The following is a 25,587-nucleotide window of genomic DNA, read 5'->3' as shown; positions in this document are numbered from 1 at the left end:
ATGCGTTTTTTGTTTAATTAGTTACGTTTAAAGACGTTATATTTCTGGAGTGTAAGATGCAGAAAAAAGCTGAGTTGTATCGTGGAAAAGCAAAAACAGTGTATACCACTGATAATCCTGATTTACTTGTGCTGGAATTCCGTAATGATACATCAGCATTGGATGGTGAACGCATTGAACAGTTCGATCGTAAGGGAATGGTGAATAATAAATTCAATCATTTCATTATGAGTAAACTGGAAGAAGCGGGCATTCCGACGCAAATGGAACAACTGTTGTCAGATAATGAATCCTTGGTAAAAAAACTTGATATGGTGCCTGTTGAGTGTGTTATTCGTAACCGTGCCGCAGGTTCCCTTGTTAAGCGTTTGGGGGTGGAAGAGGGAATGGTGCTTAATCCGCCACTGTTTGACCTGTTTCTGAAAGATGATGCCAAACATGATCCTATGGTTAATGAATCCTACTGTGAGACATTCGGTTGGGTGAGCAAAGCGCACTTAGCTGAGATGAAACGTCTGAGCTACAAGGCCAATGAAGTATTAAGCAAACTGTTTGATGATGCGGGCTTGATTCTGGTGGATTTTAAGTTGGAATTTGGTTTGTTCAAGGGCAAGGTCATATTGGGAGATGAATTTTCACCGGATGGCAGCCGCTTATGGGATAAGCAGACGATGGATAAAATGGATAAAGATCGTTTTCGCCAAAGCCTTGGTGGCTTGATCGAAGCGTATGAGGAAGTTGCACGCCGTATTGGCGTTATTTTGGACTAATTACGCAAACGATTACTTAAAAAATATAATGTAAAATAGGCAGGATGCTCTGATAATCAAAAGGGCATCCTGTCCCTGTCTTGCACGTTGAATAAATTAAAGTAGGGATTTGGTTATTTGCTTCCAGCCCTTTTGGTGCATACAGTCGTAATAAAATTCACTTCTGGAACCCTCGTTAACATCCGTCACATAGCTTTCGATCATGGGGACATTTTGACTGTAGTAACCGTTTTTTCCACATTGCTCTTTATCGAAACAAGGTTGCTGCACCATTTTCAGTGTTGATCTTTGGGCGACTTCATTTCTGATAGGAAATTGTTGTAATGCTGATAATCTGCATTCAACTTTTGCTTCACTGAAAGGAACAGGATTACTTGTTGCAGGGACCCATTGAGTGGTGCAACCCGCTAAAGAGAGACAGATTATCATGGAAGACGTTAATTTTTTCATATTCATACCACTTATACGAACGCATATTCGCTGCAAGGCACTTCTTACAACTTTTCTGCATTTGCCTTGGCAAAAAGGCGTTGGTGTTTAAAAGGTTAACTATCAAGAAACAGGGGTTATATCTTGGTTTATATGGCTAATTATTTATCAATGTGATTGTTTAAAGTAAGAATGTTAACAAACTACCCGTTGTTGCGCTATTACCCAATTTTGGGATGGCTCTTTGTGAATATTTTTGCTTAAGTGCAAAAATTTTAAGTTATCATCTTTTCCCTGCCAGAATTTATGTTGCCTGGTTTAAAAATAGTCAAACAGTGTTTTATCGGAGTTTATAGGAAATAAAAAACTCATGAGTCATATCGATCCTACTCTACTTATTTTACTCGTGCTTGCGGGGCTTGGCATCATCAGCCATAACATGACAGTGACACTTGCCATGTTATTTCTATTGGTAGTTCGTATCACGCCATTGAATCAGTTTTTCCCTTGGGTGGAAAAGTACGGCTTGACGATAGGTATCCTGATTCTGACTGTAGGAGTCATGGCTCCTATCGCAAGCGGGAAAATCTCCGCACAGGAAATTTTTAGCTCTTTCTTAAATTGGAAATCACTGTTGGCTATTGTTGTTGGTGTCCTTGTGTCATGGTTGGGAAGCCGTGGCGTGACTTTAATGTCTGGTCAGCCTTCTACCGTGGCTGGATTATTGGTCGGCACTGTATTGGGCGTGGCTCTATTTAAGGGTGTTCCGGTAGGCCCTTTGATTGCCGCTGGCATTTTATCACTTATGATTGGTAAATCATGACCATGCGAGTAGTTTTAACCATCAGATATTTCACCTGTTATACAGTTCACTTTATGGATAGTTCTTACTATGTATAGCGTATGGACCATGTTACAGGCACAGATGCAACAACAGGGACAGCGCCGTTTAGTTGTTTTGAGTGGTGATCCGCAATGGAGTGAATGGATTATCAATCAGCTAACGAAACAGTTTCAAGGGGACTGGTTAACGGTTTCAGCCCATGTGTCGGGTGCTATTGAACCAACAAAAGCTGTCAGCTTACTTGGCCGTGAATTCTTGCATGGTGTTTTTGATGCGACTCAAGGCGTTAATGCAGAAGCATTGGCGATATTGGCTGGCACACTAAAAGCGGGAAGCTGGTTGGTTATGCGCGTACCAGCCTGGTCACAATGGCCCGAACAGCCCGATGAAGATAGTTTGCGCTGGAATGAATCGTCAGGCGTTATTTCGACGCCTAATTTTATTCGTCATATTCAGCAGCAAATCCTCGCCTTTCCTGAAGTATTATTATGGCGTCAGGAAATACCTTTGCAGCTATCTCAGATATCACCATTGCCTGCAACCGGAGCGTGGCAGATGCCTGATGGCAAGCCTACGGTAAGCCAGCAATCTATTCTTACGGAATTGTTACAGGCCATACGAGGCGTTTGGGTGATTACCGCACCACGGGGACGGGGAAAATCGGCTCTGGCAGGAATGTTAGTGCGATATTGGCAGGGAAAATGCTGGTTATGTGCTCCTGCCAAAATAACCACAGAAGTTATTCGACGTTACTCCGCTATCTCAGATTCTGCTGAACAGAAGTCTTTGGAACAAGAAACGCCTTTTTGGTCAGTAGACAATGTGTTGAAATATTGCCGAGCGAAAAAAGGTCAACCGAAAAATAAAAGCGATGCTGATTGGTTATTGATTGACGAAGCAGCCGCGATCCCAACGCCACAATTAGCAGAATTAATCCGCCATTTTCCACGAGTATTGTTGACTTCAACAGTCCAGGGTTATGAGGGAACAGGACGCGGTTTTTTATTGAAACTTTGTGCTGAATTGCCTGATTGCCATATTCGTGAGTTGAAAACCCCTATGCGTTGGGCTGAAAATGATCCATTGGAAGCGTGGCTGGATAGCGCTCTGTTATTCGATGATAAACCGCTCGTTTATGACACACCATTAACCGCAGAAGAATTGCATTTTCACCCGATATGTCAGCTTGAATGGTTACAACACTCCACATTATTACGCCAATTTTATGGCTTATTAACCAGTGCACATTACCGTACATCTCCCCTTGATCTGCGGCGATTAATGGATGGTAGCGGAATGACATTCTTGGCTGCCCTTTCTGATTCTCCAGAACATAAGCAGCAATTGATTGGCGCATTGTGGATGGTGAACGAAGGTGGTTTGTCACAGACATTAGCGCATGAGATCTGGGCAGGGCGTCGGCGGCCAAGAGGCAATTTAGTGGCTCAATCCTTGGCAGCACATAGCGGTTTTCCGCAGGCTGCAACTTTGCGATCACAGCGAATCAGCCGTATTGCCGTACAAGCTCAATATCGCCGCCGTGGTATCGCACAACATTTGATAATTCAACAATGTCAGGAAGCCAGTAAACAAAAGCTGGATTTCATCTCTGTTAGTTTTGGTTATACCGCTGAACTGTGGGCTCTTTGGCAAAAATGTGGTTTTCGCTTGGTGAGAATGGGAACTCACCGAGAAGCGAGTAGTGGTTGTTATACCGCGATGGCTGTTTTGCCTTTGAGTGAGCAGGGAGAACGATTTGCCCAATCTGCACAACAACGATTAGCCAGAGATGCCAGAGGATTGGGAGCGTTACTCGGCTTTGCCTTGCCAGTTGAGCATGATAGTGATGAATGGCTCAATGACAGTGATTGGCAGGAATTGGCAGGGTTTGCATTTGCTCATCGTCCTCTGTCAGCGTCTTATTTTGCATTACAGAGATTACTGTTGAAGAGCAATTTGCCCTTGCCTGCGTTGAGAAAACATCTGCAACAGCGGCTAAGTATCGAACAATGTGTTAGTGATTCATCGCTGAGTGGCCGTAAAGCCCTATTAAGACACTGGCGTGAAGAGACTGCCGATGCATTGGCAAGCATCGATAAAATACTTGCCAAGCACTGGAAAGACCGGGTTATTTCTTGCGATCCCGCTGCGGCCAATCATCCTCATCATCCCATTGAGCATTAAGATCTCGGTGCGGGGGCAATTCGGGTTTGTTATCTAAGAAAGATTTCTTATCGACGCGGCTTAGTGCTTTTACTGCATTAACAATAATGCCGACGAGCACTAACAGAACAATCCACCAATAATCTATCAACCATTGCATGGTATTTTCCTCAGAATGTTTAGAGCCTCTTCCATAAGGCTCAGGAGCCTAATGAATTATTTTTATACCAATCCAACTTTAAGTCGCAGCTTACAAATCAATGTGATTGCTTATATCTCCCCGCTGTGCGGGGAGATATAAGACGCATCTTGAAAGGTGATTGGTATATCTGCTAATTATTTTCATAACCAGCTGTTCTGCTATTTTCCTGATTTATCGTTTTCTTAATCTATTATCCTGATGTATTTTTCAAATATATAGGATAGGTTGGTTTTTAACCAGTTTATGCCAGCAATATCACGATCTTCCCAAGCATTTAATAGAACTTGTTCATCGAATAAATTTTCGGCTCCATGGGATAATGGCCAATAGCTGATATGCCACGGTTCATAAGCTACACCTGCATCATGGCGCGTAAAGGGACGGTAGAAATCATACTGAGCCATGTTTTCTGTCAGCCAGTGGGTTAATGGCTCAAAGTATCCGCCATTTTCATACTCCCACGGTTCTAGCTGCAATTTTTTACCTTCTGGGAGCAGAAAGGGATCGTAAATATCCAGTTCCGTACCCCAATGATGGCGGCTGGCTCCTGGCAAGGCTGACCAACGAAGAATGGCTTTACAGCGTTCTCCTTCATCCATTTTCGAGACATCAAGGGGTTGGCTATTCTCATCTAATACTGGACGCTGACCACGGAATTTTTCATTCCAGATAGTTTGTTGGCGTGTGAAATCGCGGAACGAACTGGCAGGTTGTAGCTTAAAACCTGCTTTGGTAGCTTCTTTTTGCATGGCAAGAAACGCTTTGGTGGCATTAAACTGCAAACGGTGATTGCCGGTCAGAGTGACCAGGTGATCAGTGGAGAGGCCGGTCAAAGCTTCAGGGGTCATCATTGGATTAATTGCTCCATGATACGTTGATAAATCAGGCTCAAATTTTGTAAATCAGTTACTTTGACACATTCATTGGTTTTATGGATGGTGGCATTGATTGGCCCCAATTCCACGACCTGAGCTCCCATCCTGGCAATAAAACGTCCATCTGATGTACCGCCACCGGTTGATAGCTCGGGTTTATAGCCACAATAGTACTCAATGGATCCCACTACAGTGTCAACAAGAGCTCCCTTGCAGGTGAGGAAAGGCTGGCCTGATAACCACCAGTCAATCTCATATGTTAGATGATGCTTTTTCAGCATATCTTCAACCTGTTGGCGGATCTCGTTATCTGTCAGTTCAGTGCTGAAACGGAAATTAAATTGCACCCACAGTTTACCAGGAATAATGTTATTACTGCCGGTTCCAGCCTGAATATTGGCGACTTGCATACTTGTGGCAGGGAAAAATGCATTGCCGTTGTCCCATTGAGTATTGACGAGTTCTTGCAGAAAAGGCATTGAACGATGGATAGGATTATCTGCTAACTGTGGATAAGCAACATGCCCTTGGGTGCCAAAGATAGTTAAGCTGGCAGTTAGCGATCCCCGTCGTCCGTTTTTAATCGTATCCCCAAGGCATTTCTGGCTAGATGGTTCACCCACCAGGCAATAATCTAAACGTTCATGGCGGGACATTAATGTTTCAACAACCTTAATTGTACCATTGGTGGCTTTGGCCTCTTCGTCGGAGGTGATCAAAAAAGCCAGACGACCTTTATGCGCAGGATTTTTTGCGACAAAACGTTCAGCGGCAACCACCATTGCCGCCAGAGAGCCTTTCATATCTGCGGCGCCACGGCCATACAGCATTCCATCACGGATAGAAGGTTCGAAGGGCGGGGTTTGCCATTGTGAGATATCGCCAGCAGGGACAACATCGGTGTGTCCAGCAAGAGCAAAAGTCACTCCGGTGCCACGATAAGCCCAAAAGTTTTGGGTATCGCCAAAAGGCATTCGTTCTATTGTGAAACCGATGTCTTGCAGGCGCTGGATAAGCAGTTCCTGACAACCTTGATCATCTGGGCTGACAGAAGAACGCTTGATTAACTGCTGAGCAAGGTCAATTACCGGACAAGTCATGATGCTCTCCTCATCTAGTCATGCGAGAAAAATTGTTGATATTGTTCTGCCTTGAAACCGAGTAAGTACTTTTCTGTTCCTGCGCTTTTTGAATTTTCTGAGCCTGAAACCAATAAAGGGCGTTTTATGATTGAAGGGTGTTCCAGCATGAGTGCCTTGGCAGCGTCAGCATTGTTAATCGTGGCTTTTTGCTCATCGGGCAATTTGCGCCATGTTGTGCCACGGGTATTCAGGAGCGATTCCCAGCCAACTTGCTCAATAAATGATTGAAGTAATTCAGGGGATAGACCATCAACCCGATAATCATGGAATTGATAAGGTATTTTTTGATCGTCTAACCAACGACGCGCTTTTTTTATGGTATCGCAGTTTTTGATACCGTAGAGAATGGCTATTTTGTGAGAAAGGGTATCTGGATGAAAAGGGGTATTTGACATGATGAGAGCCTTGATTTTGTCTTGTTCAACATATCCGACATAATGCGGGAAATTGGCTATTTTATCCAGATAACGCGTTTTTACGCATACTTTCTGTCTGCTTTTTCCTGGCATTGACGTCACGTATGTTTAAATTATCGACAAAAACAGATTGCCTTCATTTCAAGTAATAAACCTATATATAATATCATTATTTATTATATGCAACATTAATTTGTTCCTAATTAATTTATAATTCTTGATAACTCACAATTTCCCCATTGGTAAAAATGAGGGAAATTGTGTTTCGTCTTCGGGCGTTAAGCAACAAGCCAATGTTAAATGAACTCTGTTTTTCTGTGTTTTAGATAGATGATAGTGGCTTCGAGACGGGAACGTGATTTAAGTTTTTTCAATAAGTTACGGGTGTGGACTTTCACCGTTTCTTCTGAAATAAAAAGGAAATCAGCAATTTCTTTATTTGTCATCCCTTCTGCAATTTCTTTTAAAACATCTAATTCACGTTTGGTTAATTTTGATAACGGATCAACATAAAGATGGCGAGTGGATAAATATTGATGGACTTTTTCACTGAACACCGCATGACCATCTATAGCTTTTTTTATGTTGTTCAATAGAGAGGTAAGCTCGATATCTTTTAATAAATAACCATTCGCACCGGCATCAACGGCATCGTAAATATCACTTCTGTGATCTGAATCGGAAAGTACCAGGATATAGGAATCCAGCCCTTTGCGGCGGAGAGATTTAATCGTATCAATCCCTGAAAGACCATTGATTTTTAAATCTATCAGAATAATGTCAGGCTTTATTTGGCAAGCGATATTAATTGCGTCTTCGCCATTGCCAGTTTCGGCAGTCACAATGAGTTCTCGTTCTAATTCAATCAACCCTTTTAAGCCGTGACGAATGATAGGATGATCATCAACTATCATGACTGAATGATTATGCATATTCTTTCTCCCATATAGAAATGCAGATTTATGTTTAATAAAACATAAAAGACAGGTTTCTGCTTTATGTTAAATCGCTGTGTGATTTTTATGGAATATATTGAATCATCGTTAATGAGATTCTGGGAATATATCCTGATATAAAAATAGAAATGGCGCAAACAGGTTTAACCACTCAGATGAAATGAAATTCACTTTCATAAGAAAATGTGTTTCCTTAATTGCTAGTAATTTTCCAAATAAATTTGGATGAATATTTTATAGATTAAGTTTTGTTTTTGTAAACTTATTTTAAATGTTAATTTAAAAATCCATCTTTAATTAATTTATCAGGTTATTAATTTGAGATGAAATACCCCTATGTGGGTATCATTAAGATAATATCTATATAATATTGATTAACGTAAAGTCATCATTTGTTTGTTTTTGCACCTTGATTTTAAAGATTATGAACAAAATGCTGCTGACATCATGATTTAACCTTCCGTAACTATTATACTGAAACGGTTTTCACTAAGACATGACGCGTAAAGGATCTGATGATGGATGAAAAATTAAAACAAAGCGCTCTTGATTTTCATGAGTTCCCACAACCTGGAAAAATTACGGTGACACCAACCAAGCCACTGGCAACGCAACGTGATTTGGCATTGGCATACTCACCGGGTGTTGCTGCACCTTGTCTTGAAATAGCAGAAGATCCTTTGGCGGCTTATAAATATACTGCACGTGGCAATCTTGTTGCGGTTATCTCTAACGGCAGCGCTGTTTTAGGGCTGGGTAATATCGGTGCATTAGCCGGTAAACCTGTTATGGAAGGGAAGGGTGTTTTATTTAAAAAATTCTCGGGTATTGATGTTTTTGACATCGAAGTGGATGAATCCAACCCTGATAAATTGATTGATATTATCGCAGCGCTGGAACCCACTTTTGGTGGAATCAACCTCGAAGATATTAAAGCACCGGAGTGTTTCTACATTGAGCAGAAACTCCGTGAGCGCATGAAAATTCCTGTATTCCACGATGATCAACATGGTACAGCCATTATCTGTACCGCAGCTGTGCTGAATGGATTGCGGGTAGTTAATAAAGACATTGGCAAAGTGCGCATGGTGGTATCGGGGGCTGGAGCTGCTTCAATTGCTTGTATGAACCTGCTGGTAGCATTGGGTTTAAAACGTGAAAATATTGTCGTCTGTGACTCAAAAGGGGTTATTTATCGTGGCCGCGAAGAGAACATGGAAAAGACCAAGGCGGATTATGCTATTGAAGATAATGGCAGCCGTACATTGGCAGATGTGATCCCTGATGCTGATATTTTCCTGGGTTGTTCCGGGCCAGGCGTATTGACACAAGACATGGTGAAAACCATGGCAAAAAATCCGCTCATTATGGCATTAGCCAATCCAGAGCCAGAAATTTTGCCACCATTGGCAAAAGCAGTACGTCCTGATGCCATTATTTGTACTGGCCGTTCTGATTTCCCTAATCAGGTGAATAACGTTCTTTGCTTCCCGTTCATTTTCCGTGGCGCATTGGATGTTGGGGCCACAACCATTAATGAAGAAATGAAACTTGCCTGTGTGCATGCCATTGCTGATCTTGCACTGGCAGAGCAAAGTCAGGAAGTTGCTTCTGCCTATGGCGATCAAGACCTGTTCTTTGGCCCCGATTACATCATTCCAAAACCGTTTGATCCTCGCTTGATTGTAAAAATTGCACCGGCGGTAGCGAAAGCGGCGATGGAATCTGGTGTGGCAACCCGACCTATTACCGATTTCGGGGCATATATTGAGAAACTCAATGAGTTTGTCTATAAGACCAACTTATTTATGAAACCCATTTTTTCCCAGGCCAAAAAAGAGAAGAAACGAATTGTATTGGCAGAAGGGGAAGATGTTCGTGTACTGCATGCGACTCAAGAACTTGTCTCCCTTGGGCTGGCATTCCCTGTCCTGATTGGCCGCCCTGGCGTTATTGAAATGCGGATTAAAAAGCAGGGGCTGCATATTGAAGCGGGTAAAGATTTTGAAGTGGTGAACAATGAAAATGATCCACGTTTCAAAGAATATTGGCAAGAATATTATCAAATGATGAAACGCCGTGGTGTTTCGCAAGAGCAAGCACGTCGGGCAGTGATTGGTAATCCAACGCTGATAGGCGCAATCATGGTACACCGTGGTGAAGCAGATGGCCTGATTTGTGGCACTGTTGGCAGTTACAGTGAACATTATCAGGTCGTGAAAGATGTCTTTGGTTTCCGCCAGGGAGTGCATACCGCAGGTGCCATGAACGCCTTGATGTTACCGATGGGGAATACGTTCATTGCCGATACTTATGTTAATGAAAATCCAAGCCCAGAAGAGTTGGCAGAAATCACGCTGATGGCGGCTGAAACTGTTCGCCGTTTTGGTATTGAACCTAAAGTAGCCTTGCTATCACGCTCAAGTTTTGGCTCTTCTGATTGTGATTCTGCGCAAAAAATGCGTAAGACACTGGCATTGGTTCAGCAAATGGCACCATCGCTTGAAATTGATGGTGAAATGCATGGTGATGCTGCGCTGGTGGAAAGTATCCGCCGCGATATCATGCCGGACAGCCCGTTGAAAGGCTCAGCAAACCTGTTAATTATGCCGAATATGGAAGCGGCTCGTATCAGCTATAACTTGCTGCGTGTGACTAGTTCAGAAGGGGTAACTGTTGGCCCAGTTTTGATGGGGGTTGCGAAGCCTGTTCATATCCTGACACCGATTGCTTCTGTACGTCGTATCGTGAATATGGTGGCGTTGGCGGCTGTTGAAGCACAAACAGACCCACTATAAAAATAACGCCCCATTCTCACCGTGAATTTGGGATAAATCGGTGAACTACCCTGTTAGGATTATGCCTGGCAGGGTTTTTTAATTTGTAAATAATTCTCATTATCTATAATATGCGGGCAATTTTTCTTCTAATGACTAACAGTTATGCAAATTTCTACCCGTATAAAATCGACTTTTTTAACCGCTTCTCTCCTGCTTGGCGGTTGTTTTCTTACAGGTTGTACTGCAACGCTAAACAGCGCGCAAAATAGCTCTCAGGCAGCGCTGCAAACTCTCCCTGGCGAGTTGATGCGAGTTGGTGTGGTGCTTGATATGACAACAGGCAAAGCGATCACGCCAGATCAACTGCTGGAGCAATTGGCAAATTACCCTCGTGTCATTGTTGGTGAAAAACATGACAATCCTTACCATCACCAAATCGAGTTATGGTTAGTTCAACAACTTGGGCAACAGCGTCCCCAAGGTTCCGTATTACTGGAAATGATTAACCCAAACCAGCAAGAAAAAGTGAATAAGGTGAAAAGCTGGTTGCAAGGTAATCCGATTGTCAGGGAAGAGCGGGTCCAGAATCTATTGGCATGGCAACAGGGCTGGCCGTGGAAATGGTATGGTGATTTAGTTATGGAACTGATGAGAGCACCTTATCCTCTGTTGGCCGCAAATTTGGATCGCAGCGAAATTGAACAAGCGTATAAAAATCATAATGCAGAAGATAAAAATTCCTTGGTTTCTGATGAAGTTAAAAAGCTGATTGAGGCCACAATTAAAAATTCCCACGGCGGAAATATAGCGCCACAACTTCTTTCTGGTATGACCAAGATTCAGCAAATGCGGGATCAACGGATGGCAGAACAATTGATGAAGGCTCCATCACCTGCCTTACTGGTTGCCGGAGGATATCATGCGGTAAAAGCTATGGGGATCCCTCAACATGTCAAAAAAATAGCGCCAAATGAAAAAATAGCTGTTTTTGTCATCGCGGAAGAAGGGATTTCCTTAGACAGTGAATATGCTGATTTTGTCTGGTTTACCCCCAAAGTCAGTGAAAATATAACCAAATAAGAGTAAGTATCACAAGGAAGTGACTCATTAACAAATAAAAATAGTTTTCATTTATATATTGAATTGATTATCATTCATCTTCATTTATTATTGACATAATGTGCTATAAGAGATGTTGACGTACACCACGTATCAAAATGCTCACTCTGGTCATGTGACAAAATCCTTTCTCGCTGCGATCACACTTCATGCCTTGTTCGTAGGATGGCTGGTCTACAAACCAAAGGATGTGGATCTTGAGGAGCTTTTTCCTCCGCCGGCGGTGATGGTGGAACTGTCAATGCAGACAGAAGCGCTACAAAAAATACAAAAACAGCCCATTGGCATTGAGCAGCAGCTCTCTGTTGCCAGTAAGCAGCAGGAGAGCAAAGTTGACGAAATTAACATGCCAAAATTGGATGTAAATGAAAACGCCCTGCTTTTGGTGGATAAGCAGAAGAAGAAAAAGAAAGAACAAGATGCACCGAAGAAAACTCAGCCTGTTAAGCGAGTGAAAGCAAAAGAGCAAGAAAGTGAAAAATCCCAAAGTAGTGCTGCGCCAACAACCAGTAATGCGACGGCCGATAATGTGACTGCACGTACTGCTGCATCCTATGAAAGCAATTCTGATGCTATTGCCGATGCCAAAGCCGTTTGGCAGGCAGAGGTCGCCGGACACTTAAACCGTTATAAAAAATATCCAGAAGATGCCCAGAGAAGAAGACGAACAGGGCGGCCGATGGTGAAATTTACGGTTAACCCATTGGGTGTCGTAATTAACAGTGAACTCACTCGACGCTCAGGAACTAACTCACTGGACAGGGAAGCAAGGATGGTGTTGGAAAGGGCACAGCCTTTACCTAAGCCACCGGGGATCGTTTTAACTAATGGCAGTGTTACGGTTGAACTGCCGATAGATTTTTATTTATCTCAATAAAAATACAGGGTTGATGGCATGTCACAACATAAGGCGGCGTTTTTACCAGATACGAAAAGGTCGAATAAAAAAAAGAGAGTTTGCAGTAATACGATGTGCAGTAGGGTTGTGCGCGGTAAAAGAGTCATGCTTGGCTTGTTACTCAGTGGTAGTTTATTGAGTCACAGTTTTGCTACTACTGCAATGGAGGAAAATATGGTGCCACCTATGGCCGCAAAACAGCCGCATAAAATGGATCTCCACGGGGATATGCGTGTTGATAACTATTATTGGTTGCGTGATGACAACCGTCAGGATAAAAACGTCATTGAGTACTTAACGGCTGAGAACCAATATGCCGAAGAGAGGCTGAAATCAGGCCAGGAATTGCGCGAAACCCTCTATAAAGAAATGGCTGATAGAATGAGCAAAGAGGATCAGTCCGTTCCTTATACCTATAATGGGTATATTTATCGTACTGTTTATGAGGCAGGAAAAGATTTTCCAATCTATCAGCGCAAGCCAGTTGATAATTCAACTGATTGGCAGGTCATGGTTGATGGTAATGAGCGGGCAAAAGACCATAAGTTTTATCAACTTGGTGGCTTTGCAGTTTCATTGGATAATAAGCGTATCGCGGTGGCAGAGGATACCCAAGGGCGCCGTAACTACAAGATCTCATTTAAAAATTTCAGTGATACCGATTGGCAGAATAACGTCGTAGAAAATACTTCTGGCAACATTGTATGGGCAAATGATGGCGAGACGCTGTTTTATGTGCGCAGGGATCCACAAACGTTGCTGCCTTATCAGTTATTCCGTCACCAATATGGCACGGATAGCCAACAAGATAAAAAGATCTATCAAGAGGAAGATGAACGCTTCTATCTGTCGATTGTAGAAAGTACTTCACTTGATTATATTTTGATTTCGAGTACCAGTTACACGAGTTCAGAATATCGACTGATTGATGCTAACCACCCACAATCAGAGCCGCAGGTTTTTTCTGCTCGTCAAGCTGAACGTGAATATGATCTAGACCATTTTCGTGGGCAGTTCTATATCCGCTCTAATCACGAAAACCCATTATTTGGCTTGTATCGGGCAGATAGCATTAATTCCCCTTGGGAAACCGTGATTGCCCCACAGGAAAATACCGATCTGGAAAATTTTGCCCTGTTCAACGATTGGTTGGTTGTGCAGGAACGCACTAAAGGATTGTCGTCGATCCGCCAGATTGACTGGAAAACCCAACAGGAAAAACGGGTTCAATTCGATGATCCGGCCTATATGGCATCATTGGGTTATAACCCAGAACCCGATACCCATGTTTTACGCTATAGCTATTCATCGATGACAACACCAAGTTCAGTATTCCAATGGAATATGCAAACGGGTGAGCGTGAATTGTTGAAGCAACAGACAGTAAAAGGATTCAACAAAGAAAACTATCAAAGCCAGCGCATCTGGGTGAAAGCTCGTGATGGCGTGGAAGTTCCTGTTTCTCTGGTATACCGCAAATCTTTGTTTAAAAAAGGTGAGAATCCGATCCTGATTTATGGTTATGGTTCTTACGGTATCAGCATGGATCCTTATTTTAGTTCTGCCTTGCTGAGTTTGCTGGATCGAGGCTTTGTCTATGCCTTGGTGCATGTCCGCGGCGGTGGTGATTTGGGCAAAAATTGGTACTTGCAGGGGAAACTCAAAAATAAGCTAAACAGTTTTCACGATTTTATAGATGCGACCAAAACCTTGATTGCTGATGGATATGGTAATAGCAAGCGCGTTTATGCTGAAGGTGGCAGCGCGGGGGGATTATTAATGGGGACGGTCATTAATCAGGCGCCAGAATTATACCGTGGTGTGATTGCAAAAGTGCCTTTTGTGGATGTTTTGACAACCATGCTTGATCCCTCTATTCCATTAACAACGGGTGAATATGAAGAGTGGGGTAATCCAAATAATAAAGAAGATTATTTCCGTATGAAATCCTATAGCCCTTATGACAATATTCAATATCAACGCTATCCTCATTTATTAATTACGACAGGTTTGCATGATTCCCAAGTGCAATATTGGGAGCCGGCAAAATGGGTAGCGAAATTAAGGGAAATGAAACAAGGCGACAGTTTGTTATTATTAGAGACTAATATGGATACGGGGCATGGTGGAAAACCAGGACGTTTTAATCGTCTGAATGATATTGCCTTTGATTATAGTTTCTTATTAATGTTAGATAACGCTAAAACCTATTTCCCAGAATTAAACGATTAATAGAAAATAGCTAATTATTACTCAGGATGCTGATAATTTTATCAGCGTCTTGAGTGTTTTATTACACAAATTTGTGAAGCAATGTGAGCGGTAATAAATATTCTTCAATATTAGGATAATATATTAATGAAAACTGTGGCAAAAATAGCGGGAGCCAGCGCAATGCTGATTGGGCTTCAGGGTATCGCTTATGCTGAAAATGGCAATGATGATAAAAAAGAGAAGGTCATACGATTCAGTAGCCTGAAAGTTTCAGGCTCTCAGGATAATCATAATTCTCCTCAGATTGAGGCCATGGAAAAACCAGGGGCTTATAGCTCTGTGGGGGAAGATAATAAATTAGAATCCGTAGATAGCCTATTGCGTAGTTTGCCAGGCACTTATACTCAGATGGATGCAAGCCAAGGGCAAGGGGTTGTGAGTGTTAATATCCGTGGCTTAAGTGGCTTTGGCCGCGTTAATATGATGGTGGATGGTGTTAGTCAGACCTTTTATGGTTCTTCCCCCAGTGAATTTTCGCATGGTGGACAACCTTATAGTCAGTTTGGGGCATTAGTTGATCCCAATTTTATTGTTCGTGTCGACGTTTCTCGTGGACAAGCTGATGACGCTGACTCCATTAATGCCTTGGTTGGAAGTGCTAATTTCCGTACCATTGGTGTTGATGATGTTATATTCGAAGGTAATAATCTGGGTGTTCGTACTAAATGGTCATATGGTAATAATGGTATCGGTCGAAGTGGTATGATGGCTGTTGCAGGAAAAACACAGGCGTTCAGCCCAGAAGGTTCTTTAGGCGTGCTATTCGCTGTCAGTGGGCATAATATTGAAGCTCATTATCGAAATGCGGATGGTATCAGTAGTGAAGAGTTTGGTACAAACAAAACATTTAAACAAAAGCCAAATTCTCAATTGATGAAACTCAATATTAAACCCAATGATTTTCATGATCTGGAATTAAGCAGTCGTCTTTACCATAATAAATTTAACAGCCGTCATATTGATAATAATGATTATTATTTGAAGTATCACTATACGCCATTTACTGAATTGGTTGATACCAAAGTTATGCTGAGTACCAGCAATGGCCAACAAAATTTTCAAAATCATTCAGTGGGGGTATTGGGTAAGAGTGAAGCAAAAAGTCAATCCGATGCTATCAATATCAGCAATACCAGCCGACTCAATTATGGTGGCACTGATTTTGCGTTCACGCTGGGTAGCAAATGGATGAGAACTGAATATCGTAAAAAAATAGATACAAGTTCGGAGGATGAAAAAACAGATGGAGAGATACAAGAACACAATACCTTTGCGCCAAGTGGTAAACAAGATATTACCAGTATTTACAGTAGATTAAAAATTGAACGGGGCATTTATACCGCTAATCTGGGGTTAAATTATTTGGATTATAGTATTAAAGGATTCAAACCAGCCTGCGATCAACGTGTAAATTGTTTCCCACAATGGGAGGCACAATTAAACTTAAAAGAGCGTGGATTTAATCCAAGTATTTTATTATCAGCAGAAATCATCCCTGAATTTGAGCCATTTGTAAGCTATACTCACTCAATGAGAGCACCAAATATTCAGGAAATTTTTTATACTAATGAAAGTGGCGGTTCTATTAATCCATTCTTGAAAGGAGAAAAAGCGGATACTTATCAAATTGGATTTAATAGCTATCGCCCGAATTTAATTGTGGAAGGGGATTCGTTCCGTTTCAAGGCTACAATGTTTCATACTAAAATAAAAAATTACATCCTCAGTGAATCTTATTTACTTTGTGTGGGAGGTAGAATTTGTAAAAATGATGAGTCGTTGACAGATGAAGATTGGGCTGGTATCAACCCTAACTTTAATTTTTATATTCATAGTAATAGCCTGACACCAGTAACCATGCGTGGTTATGAACTTTCGATGAATTATGATGCTGGCATATTCTACAGCTCATTAGCATATAGTCAGCAAAAAACAGAGCAACCAACTTCAATTTCATCGGTCATTTTTGGTGCAAGTCCTGCATCTCAATTGCCGGAGCGCTATGCTACTCTGGATATGGGAGTGCGTTTGTTTGATGAAAAAATGCGTATTGGCGCTATTGCAAAATATACAGGGAAATCTTATCGTCAGGAGTCTTCAATGGAATTGAATGAGGACGGTGTGATGCTAGCACACATGAAAAAAGATGATAAAATACCGACTATTATTGATTTATATACCGATTATCAAATTAATAAAAATATTTTAGTTAAATTTTCCGTTCAGAATTTAACTAACCGAAACTATTCTGACGCATTGAACCGTATGAATTCATCAGCGTTTATAGCGGAGCAAGACACAAAAACTCAAACCGCCCGCGGCAGAACCTACGTCATGGGTGCAGAAATTCGCTTCTAATTTCTCTAATGGAAAATAGCATTTAAATAGCCATATAAAGATAGCGGTAAAAATTCACCGCTATCTTATTAAATCTATTTTAATTTCTTTCTCTTACTAACTTTTGTAACCTGTGTTACCTGACTCTCAACCCAGCCATCCTGCAACCGCGTTTTCAGCATATCCCCTGCTTTTACTTGCTTAACCTGCCTTAGCAACTTTCCATCAGGAGCTTCGCTAATACTATAACCACGACTTAACGTTGCCAGTGGGCTAACAGCCTCCATGCGCGAACAGGAAATGGCAAATCTTTCCCGATAACGCCCTAACTGGCGTTCAATAGCCTGTTTTAAACGAAAATCAACTTGTTGAATGGATTGACTGTAGCGCTGAATTTCCCACTCAGGATGGATTTGTAACAATCGCTGATTCAGTTTCTCATATGAAACTGAGCGCTGTTTTAGGCAACGTAAAAAACTATCAATCAACTTTTGCCGTAACTCAGCTAAATAATTCTGCTGACGCACCAATTGCAAATCAGGACGTTGCTGCTGGAGGCGATGCTGCAATACATTAACTCTCTGTTGTTTTTGAGCAAAGAAATAATCCATTGCCATTTCTAGACGTTGTTGCAGGGATTGTATTTGTCGCAATAACTCTATTTGATTGCGGCTAACTAACTCTGCTGCCGCAGAAGGCGTCGGTGCGCGTAAATCAGCGACAAAATCCGCAATAGTGACATCGGTTTCATGACCGACAGCACTAACAATGGGAATATGGCTTTGGAATATTGCCCGTGCTACTTGTTCATCATTGAAACACCACAAGTCTTCCAAAGATCCGCCGCCGCGGCCGACAATCAAAACATCACACTCTTGTCGTGCATTTGCCAGTTCGATTGCCCGAATAATCTGTAATGGCGCTTCGGCTCCCTGGACAGCTGTAGGATAAATGACGATTGGCAAGGAAGGATCACGGCGTTTCAGGATATGCAGAATATCATGCAGTGCTGCGCCACTACTGGAAGTGATGACACCGAGTCGTTTGGCTGGAGAGGGCAATGATTTTTTGTGAATTTGATCGAAAAAGCCTTCGGTGAAAAGCTTTTGCTTAAGCATTTCAAACTGTTGTTGCAGCAAACCCTCTCCGGCAGGTTGGATACTTTCTACAATCAGTTGATAGTCACCCCTGGGTTCATACAATGTGATTTGTGCCCGAACCAATACTTGCTGACCATTTTGTGGATGAAATGTTGCCCTCAAATTGTGACTGCGAAACATAGCAGCACGAACTTGTGCCCGTTCATCTTTTAATGTGAAGTACCAATGCCCTGACGATGGCTGGGAAAAATTGGATATTTCGGCGGATAACCAAATTCTGCCCATTTCCAGCTCAAGTAACTGACGAACAGTCTGATTTAAACGGCTAACGGAAAAAATTCCGGTATTGATTGGTAGTGACATGTGAGCTAGATCAAATTTTAAAACAATGACTTAATTGGCTGATATTAATCCCATCATATTACTAATCAAGAATTTTTTTCAAAAAATGCTGGAGGCAACCGATTTCGGCCTGTATAATGCCGCGGCAATATTTTATCCCTCTTATTGCTCCATAGCCTGGTGAGATATTGCCCATGTTACGAATTAAAAAAGAAGCATTAACTTTCGACGATGTATTGTTGGTTCCTGCCCACTCAACAGTCTTGCCTAACACAGCAGATTTGTCCACTCAATTAACTTCCACTATTCGCCTGAACATACCGATGCTTTCTGCCGCTATGGATACTGTGACGGAATCTTCACTGGCAATCGCACTGGCACAAGAAGGGGGCATCGGCTTCATTCATAAAAATATGTCAATTGAACGCCAAGCGGAAGAAGTCAGCCGCGTGAAGAAACATGAAAGCGGTGTGGTAACTGATCCTGTCACTGTCACGCCACAGACGACTCTGCGCGAAGTTCATGAACTGGCCAACCGTAATGGTTTTGCAGGTTACCCAGTGGTAACAGGAAAAAACGAACTAGTAGGTATCATTACTGGTCGTGATGTGCGCTTTGTGACTGATCTGGATCAGCCTGTAACTGCGGTGATGACGCCTAAAGAACGTTTGGTGACGGTAAAAGAAGGCGAAGCCCGTGAAGTGGTTTTGCAGAAAATGCACGAACAACGTGTTGAAAAAGCGCTGGTTGTTGATGATCACTTCCACTTGCTTGGCATGATTACGGTGAAAGATTTCCAGAAAGCAGAACGTAAACCAAACGCATGTAAAGACGAACAAGGTCGCCTGCGTGTTGGTGCTGCGGTTGGTGCAGGTCCTGGCAACGAAGAACGCGTTGATGCATTGGTTGCTGCGGGAGTCGATGTACTGCTTATTGACTCTTCCCACGGTCATTCGGAAGGCGTATTGCAGCGTATTCGTGAAACTCGCGCTAAGTATCCGGATTTGCAAATCATCGGCGGTAACGTTGCGACAGGTGAAGGTGCTAAGGCACTGGTAGAAGCAGGTGTAAACGCAGTTAAGGTGGGTATCGGTCCTGGTTCTATTTGTACAACCCGTATCGTGACGGGTGTTGGTGTTCCTCAAATCACGGCTATCGCAGATGCAGTTGAAGCACTGAATAGCACTGGCATTCCGGTTATTGCTGACGGTGGTATCCGTTTCTCTGGTGACATTGCTAAAGCAATTGCAGCGGGGGCATCATGTGTGATGGTTGGCTCCATGCTGGCAGGAACAGAAGAATCTCCGGGTGAAATCGAACTTTACCAAGGCCGTTCGTTCAAATCTTATCGCGGCATGGGTTCTTTGGGCGCGATGTCCAAAGGTTCTTCTGATCGTTACTTCCAATCTGATAATGCGGCTGACAAACTGGTTCCTGAAGGCATCGAAGGTCGCGTATCTTACAAGGGCCTGCTGAAAACCATCGTTCACCAGCAAATGGGCGGTTTGCGTTCCTGTATGGGACTGACCGGTTGCGCAACTATTGATGAACTAAGAACTAAAGCCGAATTCGTTCGTATCAGTGGTGCAGGTATTCAGGAAAGCCACGTTCATGACGTGACGATCACCAAAGAATCACCAAACTATCGTTTAGGTCTGTAATTTTATTTAGAGTGGCCCATCTTTGGGCCACTGACTTTTTTATTTTTTTAATTGCCACCTGTTTTGGGAATTCACCTCAAATGACGACTAATATCCATCAGCATCGCATTCTGATCCTTGATTTTGGCTCGCAGTATACCCAGCTTATTGCTCGCCGCATTCGTGAAATTGGTGTTTATTGTGAACTTTGGACATGGAATGTCACTGAAGAACAAATCCGTGAATTTAATCCGAATGGTATTATCCTTTCTGGTGGGCCAGAAAGTACGACTGAGAACAATAGCCCGCGTGCACCGGAGTATGTTTTCAATGCAGGCGTACCTGTACTGGGTATCTGCTACGGTATGCAAACCATGTCTATGCAATTGGGCGGTCAAGTTTCTAACTCTGATGAGCGCGAATTTGGTTATGCACAGGTTGAAATCAAGAATAATTGCGAACTATTCCGCGATATTCAAGATGCCCTGAATGAAACGGGCAAACCTCTGCTGGATGTATGGATGAGTCATGGTGATAAAGTGACGGCGATCCCTGCTGACTTTACAACCATTGCCAGCACAGATACTTGCCCGTTTGCTATCATGGCCAACGATGAAAAACGCTTTTATGGCGTGCAGTTCCACCCGGAAGTCACCCATACTCACCAAGGTCTGAATATCCTGAAACGCTTTGTTTTGGATATTTGTCAATGTGAAGTTTTGTGGACTCCGGCTTCTATCATCGGTGATATCGTAGAACGTCTGCGTACACAGATTGGTGATGACCATGTTATCCTGGCATTGTCTGGCGGCGTGGATTCTTCTGTGACTGCACTGCTGTTAAACCGTGCGATTGGTAAGCGTCTGACTTGCGTTTTCGTCGATAATGGCTTGCTGCGTTTGAACGAAGCGGATCAAGTGATGGAGATGTTTGCAGGTAAATTTGACCTGAACATCGTACATGTTAAAGCGGAAGAGCGCTTCCTGTCTGCACTGGCAGGCATTGATGAGCCAGAAGCTAAACGCAAAACCATCGGTCACGTATTTATTGATGTGTTTGATGAAGAAGCATCGAAACAAATTCAGGTTAAGTGGTTGGCACAGGGCACGATTTACCCAGATGTTATCGAGTCAGCCGCATCTGCAACTGGCAACGCCCATGTAATTAAATCTCACCACAATGTTGGTGGCTTACCAGAAGATATGAAGCTGGGTCTGGTTGAACCGCTGAAAGAGTTGTTCAAAGACGAAGTACGCCGTATCGGTCTGGAATTGGGCCTGCCATATGACATGCTGTATCGTCATCCATTCCCAGGTCCAGGCCTTGGTGTTCGCGTATTGGGCGAAGTGAAGAAAGAATATTGTGACTTGCTACGCCGTGCTGATGCTATCTTTATTGAAGAACTGCATAAAGCGGATCTGTACCATAAAGTCAGCCAGGCATTTACCGTATTCCTGCCAGTTCGTTCTGTTGGTGTTATGGGAGATGGCCGTAAATACGACTGGGTTGTTTCTCTGCGTGCGGTAGAAACTATTGACTTTATGACCGCTCATTGGGCGCATCTGCCATATGACTTCTTGGGTCGTGTCTCGAACAGAATCATTAATGAAGTTGATGGTATTTCGCGGGTAGTCTATGACATTAGCGGTAAACCACCAGCGACGATTGAATGGGAATGATTTAAAGCTTCCCCAGGCCTCACCAAATCATCATGATTTTCTAATTACAGCCCTGATTTCAGGGCTTTTTTGTCTAAAAAGTTCATTTCATCTCCTTCTGAATCAACCGCACATAGTGCACCAGCACTGATTTAGTGCTGAATTTCATGTGGTTGAGTGGTTTAAATTGGGGTACGTATTTATCGAGGATTGCGGTAACTGCGGTATCATCGTATTTGGGTAGATGTTTGAGTTCGGACAGGCATTCCCTCGCCACCGTCCTCCTTGCGTTCTCGAATTCGCTAGTCATCGGTGATGAACACGTCAATATCAGCTTCTGGGAAGCTCATTTCTTGCAAGGCTGTAATTATTTTATCTGTCACAAAATCAGCCAGCATTTCACCTGGGACGGTGTAGAATGGAATTGTAAATTCTTCCGCTGCGGCTCTGGTTATTTCAATGGTTACTTTTGGTATCCAATATGGTTGGTGACACAATACCATAACAAGGCCGAAGAATACCCTAACTTAAAGTTAGGGTATGACGAACAGGTCGCCATTAACACTACCCAGCAAGAGAGAATCCAGCATCTCGCAGAATGGGATACCAAGCAATTACAGGAACTCGCCAATGCTAAATCTAAACTTGATGAGCTTAGCGATACTCTCCGCGCTAACACTAAGCGCGTGTACATCAAAGCCGAGTGTTCCGTGTCTGAAACAGCTTTCCCCTCCGGCGTGGATGGTTCAAGACCCGCCAGACTGGCGAAAGACGCTGAACAGGATTATGTACGTCTCCTCGGAGAACTCGAAACCCTTGAAGCCCAGTTTCTCGGATTGAGAGAGTGGGCGAAGACTGAATGTGGGAGAAAGCAGTAATGGCAGGCAAACTCAAACCGTGCCCATTTTGCGGTAGTGGGGATACGGAAATAAACTCATATTTGGATGACACGTGGTTTTTTGTGCAATGTATTGACTGTAATGCTGCTGGGCCAGAATCAGATACTACAGAGGAAGCTGTGATTGCGTGGAACCAGAGAGCAGAGAACACCTCGCCACCTCAGAGCAAATGATCTAGGGTGGCGTGCATATTAGGTAACTGAAGTCATAAAGGGCTGGATGGGAAGTAGCGAAAATAGTCTAGATAAGCATCAATTTGGTCATGAACATTACGAGTTCTTTGAACGATAGAGGCAAAATTCAATCTTCCACTAGTATCAGTAGATAAAGGACCAATTACATTCCGTTGATAATAATTCATATCTATATCAAATGGGTGCGGTAATAGACTGATTCGGTCATTAGATAGAGTGAATCCTAGATCAGTTAATATTTGCTGAGTATTTTGAATCCCTAGACGGTTAGCTGCTGTCATGAAAACAAGTAGCACTGCAGCCCCTTGTATTTCCAGTGACATAATTCCGTTTTCTTGCTGATATGGATGAATTAAAGGTCTAATAATATCAAAATAATCGCGATGTACTTGGGACATAGAGTAGCCTCCGTAAAAATAAAGACCTTAGTAATACTTAAACCCATTTCCATCCAACAACAAGCGAATAATGCTTAACAATTAGTTACCATCTGAAACTAAAGCAAATATCCTTATACCCATTCCTTGAATGGCTACAGAAATAACCCATGCTGCCACCCGTTCCCATCGTGTACCCAACGCACACGGGCTGGTGGCATTTTATTTTCAACTGCGCATTCACAGCGCCATTCTTTCAACGTCGAATCCAATCACTTTGATATGAGCCTTCGAGGAAGTCAGCTATAGCTGGCGAGCTTCGACGGGCTGATTTCCTATGTGAACGAGGGTTCATTTCAAATGTAGGTAATACGCGATGAGTACAGCATTAACTTTCAAAGAACATGAAATCATTTCATTTGACAATAAGGATGGGAAGATTTGGTTTACGGGTGAGCATCTGGCCGAATTGCTGGGCTATAAAGACAGTAAGAAAGTGGCAAACCTTTACAGCAGGCACAAAGATGAGTTCACCGAGAGTATGAGCACCACTGCCAAAGTGAGGACCACGGATAAATCAACAGGTTACGACAATTTTTTGCATGATATCAGATTGTACTCTCTTCGTGGTGCATAACGTAGGGCTGGTATCAAGTAAGCAAAACCACGTTATTATAAGGTGTTTTATTATCCTTTATGGGTTGTTAGTTACTTTGTTCTACAGCAAAAAGTGATGTTAAGGAAATTTTGAAGTTATTGGCTTCTTTATTTTCATTTTCGTAAAAAGAGAGGTTAGGAGATGCTAAAGAAAATTGTCATCGCTTTTTTTCTGTTCTCTGCAACCGCCAATGCTGCAAGTTTTGATTGCGCCAAGGCAGCGAGCAAGGTTGAAAAGCTAAGGCAGTTGATACCCAACTCTAAAGAATCGTTAGCTATCGTTACTATTGAAGAAAAGAACCCACGATCACCCAAGCCCAAGAGCAGTGGCAGGATAATTTATGTAACTCAAAATGGTTTTCGTGGAAAAGAAGATATTATACGGCAAAGATACACTAAAGATCCCAAAACGACTCTTTCTAACATGAAAATCGTAGGTTACAACCACGAGAAAGGGATTGTTTACTTCTCTGTTCCGGCTTGGGCCGTCAGTCATGCTATACATGCTTTCACAATTCCTTTTGATAATCAGTACATGAATATAAAGGAAAAATTCATTACAGACGGTGATTTAACATTTGTTAACATGTCTAACTTAGTAGGTAAGCCAGAAAATAATAAATACATAGGTAGTTTAGTTGTTGAACAAAGCGAAATAAGAGAAGGTGAGGGGCGTGTATACAACGAGTATCTAATATCGCCAGCAGGTAAAAGGATCTGTGAGTTGAACACTGACGTTGAAGATTGGAAGCTATACCTGCCATGTAAAAAATAGCCCCTTAGGGGGCTATTTTGGTTGGTTTTATCAAAACATCTGCGGGAATACCGAACATGCAATTCAGGTTGCGGATCATGGGTAATGTCAGGTTACGCTTACGGTTCAAAACCTCATAAACGCGGTTCGATTTGCCGATAGCAGGCTCTAAATCTTTAACCGTCAGACCGGATTGCTCCATTCTGAACTTGATAGCCTCAATGGGGTCTGGCGGGTCTATTGGATAATGCTCGGATTCATAGGATTCAATCAGCAACACCATAACCTCCATAAAATCAAATTCAGGTGTGCCAATTTCTGGCTGATTATCAAACATAGGAGCGATGGCTGCTAATGCTGCTTGATAGTCTTGTTCGGTTCTAATGGGTTTAATGTTCATTATTTACTCCGGCTCTACAGTGTTGGCATCTATGGCATCGTACTGTTTGTGCGTACCGATAAATTTAACGTATACCCATCCAGCGGGGTAAAAGATGGAGACGATTAATCGATAATCATTTCCCTTAATGTTAAATACCACTCGATTATTTTTCAGAATGCTTGCATTGCGGTATTGAGCCTTGATGTCAGCAGGCGTCTTCCACGAGGCTTTTTTGGCCTCATCAAACCAAGCTTTTAATGGCTGTTCCGTATCTGGGTGCTTTTCCCAGAACGCTTTCAGTGATGCAACGGATATTATTTTCATAATTCAATGGTAGTCCCACTATGGGACTTTTGCAAGTAACAGTAAGAGTTTTACC

The 25,587-nt window shown here is 42.6% G+C and carries 24 protein-coding genes; 14 read left to right on the top strand and 10 right to left on the bottom strand.

Going from position 1 to position 25,587, the window contains the following annotated elements:
• The first annotated feature begins 56 nt into the window (after nt 1–56).
• A complete protein-coding gene (purC, locus tag IQ209_RS02220; protein WP_193848581.1) occupies nt 57–770 on the top strand; it encodes a phosphoribosylaminoimidazolesuccinocarboxamide synthase in 714 nt (237 codons plus the stop codon).
• A 96-nt stretch (nt 771–866) separates the two neighbouring features.
• On the opposite strand, the gene IQ209_RS02215 is transcribed toward purC, so the two are convergent.
• Nucleotides 867–1,220: a hypothetical protein gene (locus tag IQ209_RS02215; RefSeq protein ID WP_193848579.1), complete on the bottom strand. Its 354-nt coding sequence runs from the start codon at nt 1,218–1,220 to the stop codon at nt 867–869.
• Between the two features lie 349 nt (nt 1,221–1,569).
• Between IQ209_RS02215 and IQ209_RS02210 the strand changes: the two genes are divergently transcribed.
• Both IQ209_RS02210 and IQ209_RS02205 read left to right on the top strand, forming a co-directional pair.
• Nucleotides 1,570–2,022 (top strand): DUF441 domain-containing protein, encoded by a 453-nt coding sequence (locus tag IQ209_RS02210; RefSeq protein ID WP_193848577.1) that lies wholly within the window; start codon nt 1,570–1,572, stop codon nt 2,020–2,022.
• 69 nt (nt 2,023–2,091) lie between these two features.
• Nucleotides 2,092–4,227 carry a tRNA(Met) cytidine acetyltransferase TmcA gene (locus tag IQ209_RS02205; protein ID WP_193848575.1) on the top strand — a complete coding sequence of 712 codons (2,136 nt, stop codon included), beginning with the start codon at nt 2,092–2,094 and terminating at the stop codon, nt 4,225–4,227.
• On the opposite strand, the gene IQ209_RS02200 is transcribed toward IQ209_RS02205, so the two are convergent.
• The 5 genes from IQ209_RS02200 to IQ209_RS02180 form a co-directional block, all read right to left on the bottom strand.
• A complete protein-coding gene (locus IQ209_RS02200; protein WP_189759159.1) occupies nt 4,172–4,366 on the bottom strand; it encodes a YpfN family protein in 195 nt (64 codons plus the stop codon). The two genes, IQ209_RS02205 and IQ209_RS02200, sit on opposite strands and share 56 nt — an antisense overlap.
• Before the next feature lie 224 nt (nt 4,367–4,590).
• Nucleotides 4,591–5,259 carry a M15 family metallopeptidase gene (locus IQ209_RS02195; protein ID WP_193848573.1) on the bottom strand — a complete coding sequence of 223 codons (669 nt, stop codon included), beginning with the start codon at nt 5,257–5,259 and terminating at the stop codon, nt 4,591–4,593.
• Nucleotides 5,256–6,383 carry a succinyl-diaminopimelate desuccinylase gene (dapE, locus tag IQ209_RS02190; RefSeq protein ID WP_193848571.1) on the bottom strand — a complete coding sequence of 376 codons (1,128 nt, stop codon included), beginning with the start codon at nt 6,381–6,383 and terminating at the stop codon, nt 5,256–5,258. Before dapE ends, IQ209_RS02195 begins: the two co-directional genes overlap by 4 nt.
• A gap of 14 nt (nt 6,384–6,397) precedes the next feature.
• Nucleotides 6,398–6,820, bottom strand: a complete 423-nt coding sequence (locus tag IQ209_RS02185; protein WP_193848823.1) for an ArsC family reductase — start codon at nt 6,818–6,820, stop codon at nt 6,398–6,400.
• Between the two features lie 317 nt (nt 6,821–7,137).
• The gene (locus IQ209_RS02180; RefSeq protein ID WP_189759156.1) at nt 7,138–7,773 is read right to left on the bottom strand and encodes a response regulator; all 636 of its coding nucleotides are present in this window, start codon (nt 7,771–7,773) and stop codon (nt 7,138–7,140) included.
• Between the two features lie 542 nt (nt 7,774–8,315).
• Here IQ209_RS02180 and maeB point away from each other — a divergent pair.
• The 5 genes from maeB (at nt 8,316) to IQ209_RS02155 (ending at nt 17,226) form a co-directional block, all read left to right on the top strand.
• Nucleotides 8,316–10,595, top strand: coding sequence for an NADP-dependent oxaloacetate-decarboxylating malate dehydrogenase (gene maeB, locus IQ209_RS02175; protein ID WP_193848569.1), 2,280 nt, complete (start codon nt 8,316–8,318; stop codon nt 10,593–10,595).
• 144 nt (nt 10,596–10,739) lie between these two features.
• Nucleotides 10,740–11,657 (top strand): ChaN family lipoprotein, encoded by a 918-nt coding sequence (locus IQ209_RS02170; protein ID WP_193848567.1) that lies wholly within the window; start codon nt 10,740–10,742, stop codon nt 11,655–11,657.
• Between the two features lie 112 nt (nt 11,658–11,769).
• Nucleotides 11,770–12,573, top strand: a complete 804-nt coding sequence (locus tag IQ209_RS02165) for an energy transducer TonB (RefSeq protein ID WP_193848565.1) — start codon at nt 11,770–11,772, stop codon at nt 12,571–12,573.
• 183 nt (nt 12,574–12,756) lie between these two features.
• The gene (locus IQ209_RS02160; RefSeq protein WP_228005679.1) at nt 12,757–14,826 is read left to right on the top strand and encodes a S9 family peptidase; all 2,070 of its coding nucleotides are present in this window, start codon (nt 12,757–12,759) and stop codon (nt 14,824–14,826) included.
• 126 nt (nt 14,827–14,952) lie between these two features.
• Complete coding sequence (locus tag IQ209_RS02155) at nt 14,953–17,226, top strand: TonB-dependent receptor domain-containing protein (protein ID WP_193848563.1); 2,274 nt, start codon at nt 14,953–14,955, stop codon at nt 17,224–17,226.
• A gap of 74 nt (nt 17,227–17,300) precedes the next feature.
• On the opposite strand, the gene xseA is transcribed toward IQ209_RS02155, so the two are convergent.
• Nucleotides 17,301–18,668: an exodeoxyribonuclease VII large subunit gene (gene xseA, locus IQ209_RS02150; RefSeq protein ID WP_193848561.1), complete on the bottom strand. Its 1,368-nt coding sequence runs from the start codon at nt 18,666–18,668 to the stop codon at nt 17,301–17,303.
• Nucleotides 18,669–18,841: 173 nt separating this feature from the next.
• On the opposite strand from xseA, the gene guaB reads away from it, so the two are divergent.
• The 4 genes from guaB (at nt 18,842) to IQ209_RS02125 (ending at nt 23,017) form a co-directional block, all read left to right on the top strand.
• Nucleotides 18,842–20,308: an IMP dehydrogenase gene (gene guaB, locus IQ209_RS02145; RefSeq protein ID WP_193848559.1), complete on the top strand. Its 1,467-nt coding sequence runs from the start codon at nt 18,842–18,844 to the stop codon at nt 20,306–20,308.
• 80 nt (nt 20,309–20,388) lie between these two features.
• On the top strand, nt 20,389–21,966 hold the full coding sequence (gene guaA / locus IQ209_RS02140) for a glutamine-hydrolyzing GMP synthase (RefSeq protein ID WP_193848557.1): 1,578 nt from the start codon (nt 20,389–20,391) through the stop codon (nt 21,964–21,966).
• Nucleotides 21,967–22,193: 227 nt separating this feature from the next.
• Nucleotides 22,194–22,823: a lysis protein gene (locus tag IQ209_RS18685; protein WP_339378872.1), complete on the top strand. Its 630-nt coding sequence runs from the start codon at nt 22,194–22,196 to the stop codon at nt 22,821–22,823.
• Complete coding sequence (locus IQ209_RS02125; RefSeq protein ID WP_228005665.1) at nt 22,823–23,017, top strand: Lar family restriction alleviation protein; 195 nt, start codon at nt 22,823–22,825, stop codon at nt 23,015–23,017. The genes IQ209_RS18685 and IQ209_RS02125 overlap by 1 nt, the downstream gene beginning before the upstream one ends.
• Before the next feature lie 32 nt (nt 23,018–23,049).
• Here IQ209_RS02125 and IQ209_RS02120 read toward each other — a convergent pair whose 3' ends face one another.
• Nucleotides 23,050–23,436, bottom strand: coding sequence for a hypothetical protein (locus IQ209_RS02120; RefSeq protein WP_193848549.1), 387 nt, complete (start codon nt 23,434–23,436; stop codon nt 23,050–23,052).
• A 355-nt stretch (nt 23,437–23,791) separates the two neighbouring features.
• Here IQ209_RS02120 and IQ209_RS02115 point away from each other — a divergent pair, with 355 nt between their 5' ends.
• Nucleotides 23,792–24,052: a BRO family protein gene (locus tag IQ209_RS02115; protein WP_193848547.1), complete on the top strand. Its 261-nt coding sequence runs from the start codon at nt 23,792–23,794 to the stop codon at nt 24,050–24,052.
• Between the two features lie 162 nt (nt 24,053–24,214).
• Nucleotides 24,215–24,847: a hypothetical protein gene (locus IQ209_RS02110; RefSeq protein ID WP_193848545.1), complete on the top strand. Its 633-nt coding sequence runs from the start codon at nt 24,215–24,217 to the stop codon at nt 24,845–24,847.
• 4 nt (nt 24,848–24,851) lie between these two features.
• Here IQ209_RS02110 and IQ209_RS02105 read toward each other — a convergent pair whose 3' ends face one another.
• Complete coding sequence (locus tag IQ209_RS02105) at nt 24,852–25,226, bottom strand: type II toxin-antitoxin system HigA family antitoxin (RefSeq protein ID WP_193848543.1); 375 nt, start codon at nt 25,224–25,226, stop codon at nt 24,852–24,854.
• A 3-nt stretch (nt 25,227–25,229) separates the two neighbouring features.
• On the bottom strand, nt 25,230–25,532 hold the full coding sequence (locus tag IQ209_RS02100; RefSeq protein ID WP_193848541.1) for a type II toxin-antitoxin system HigB family toxin: 303 nt from the start codon (nt 25,530–25,532) through the stop codon (nt 25,230–25,232).
• Nucleotides 25,533–25,587: the final 55 nt, after the last annotated feature.

This window comes from Xenorhabdus sp. BG5 (genome assembly GCF_015163665.1).
Classification (GTDB): domain Bacteria; phylum Pseudomonadota; class Gammaproteobacteria; order Enterobacterales; family Enterobacteriaceae; genus Xenorhabdus.
Note: the sequence above shows the minus strand (reverse complement) of the source record. Positions and strands in the feature narration are given on the sequence as shown.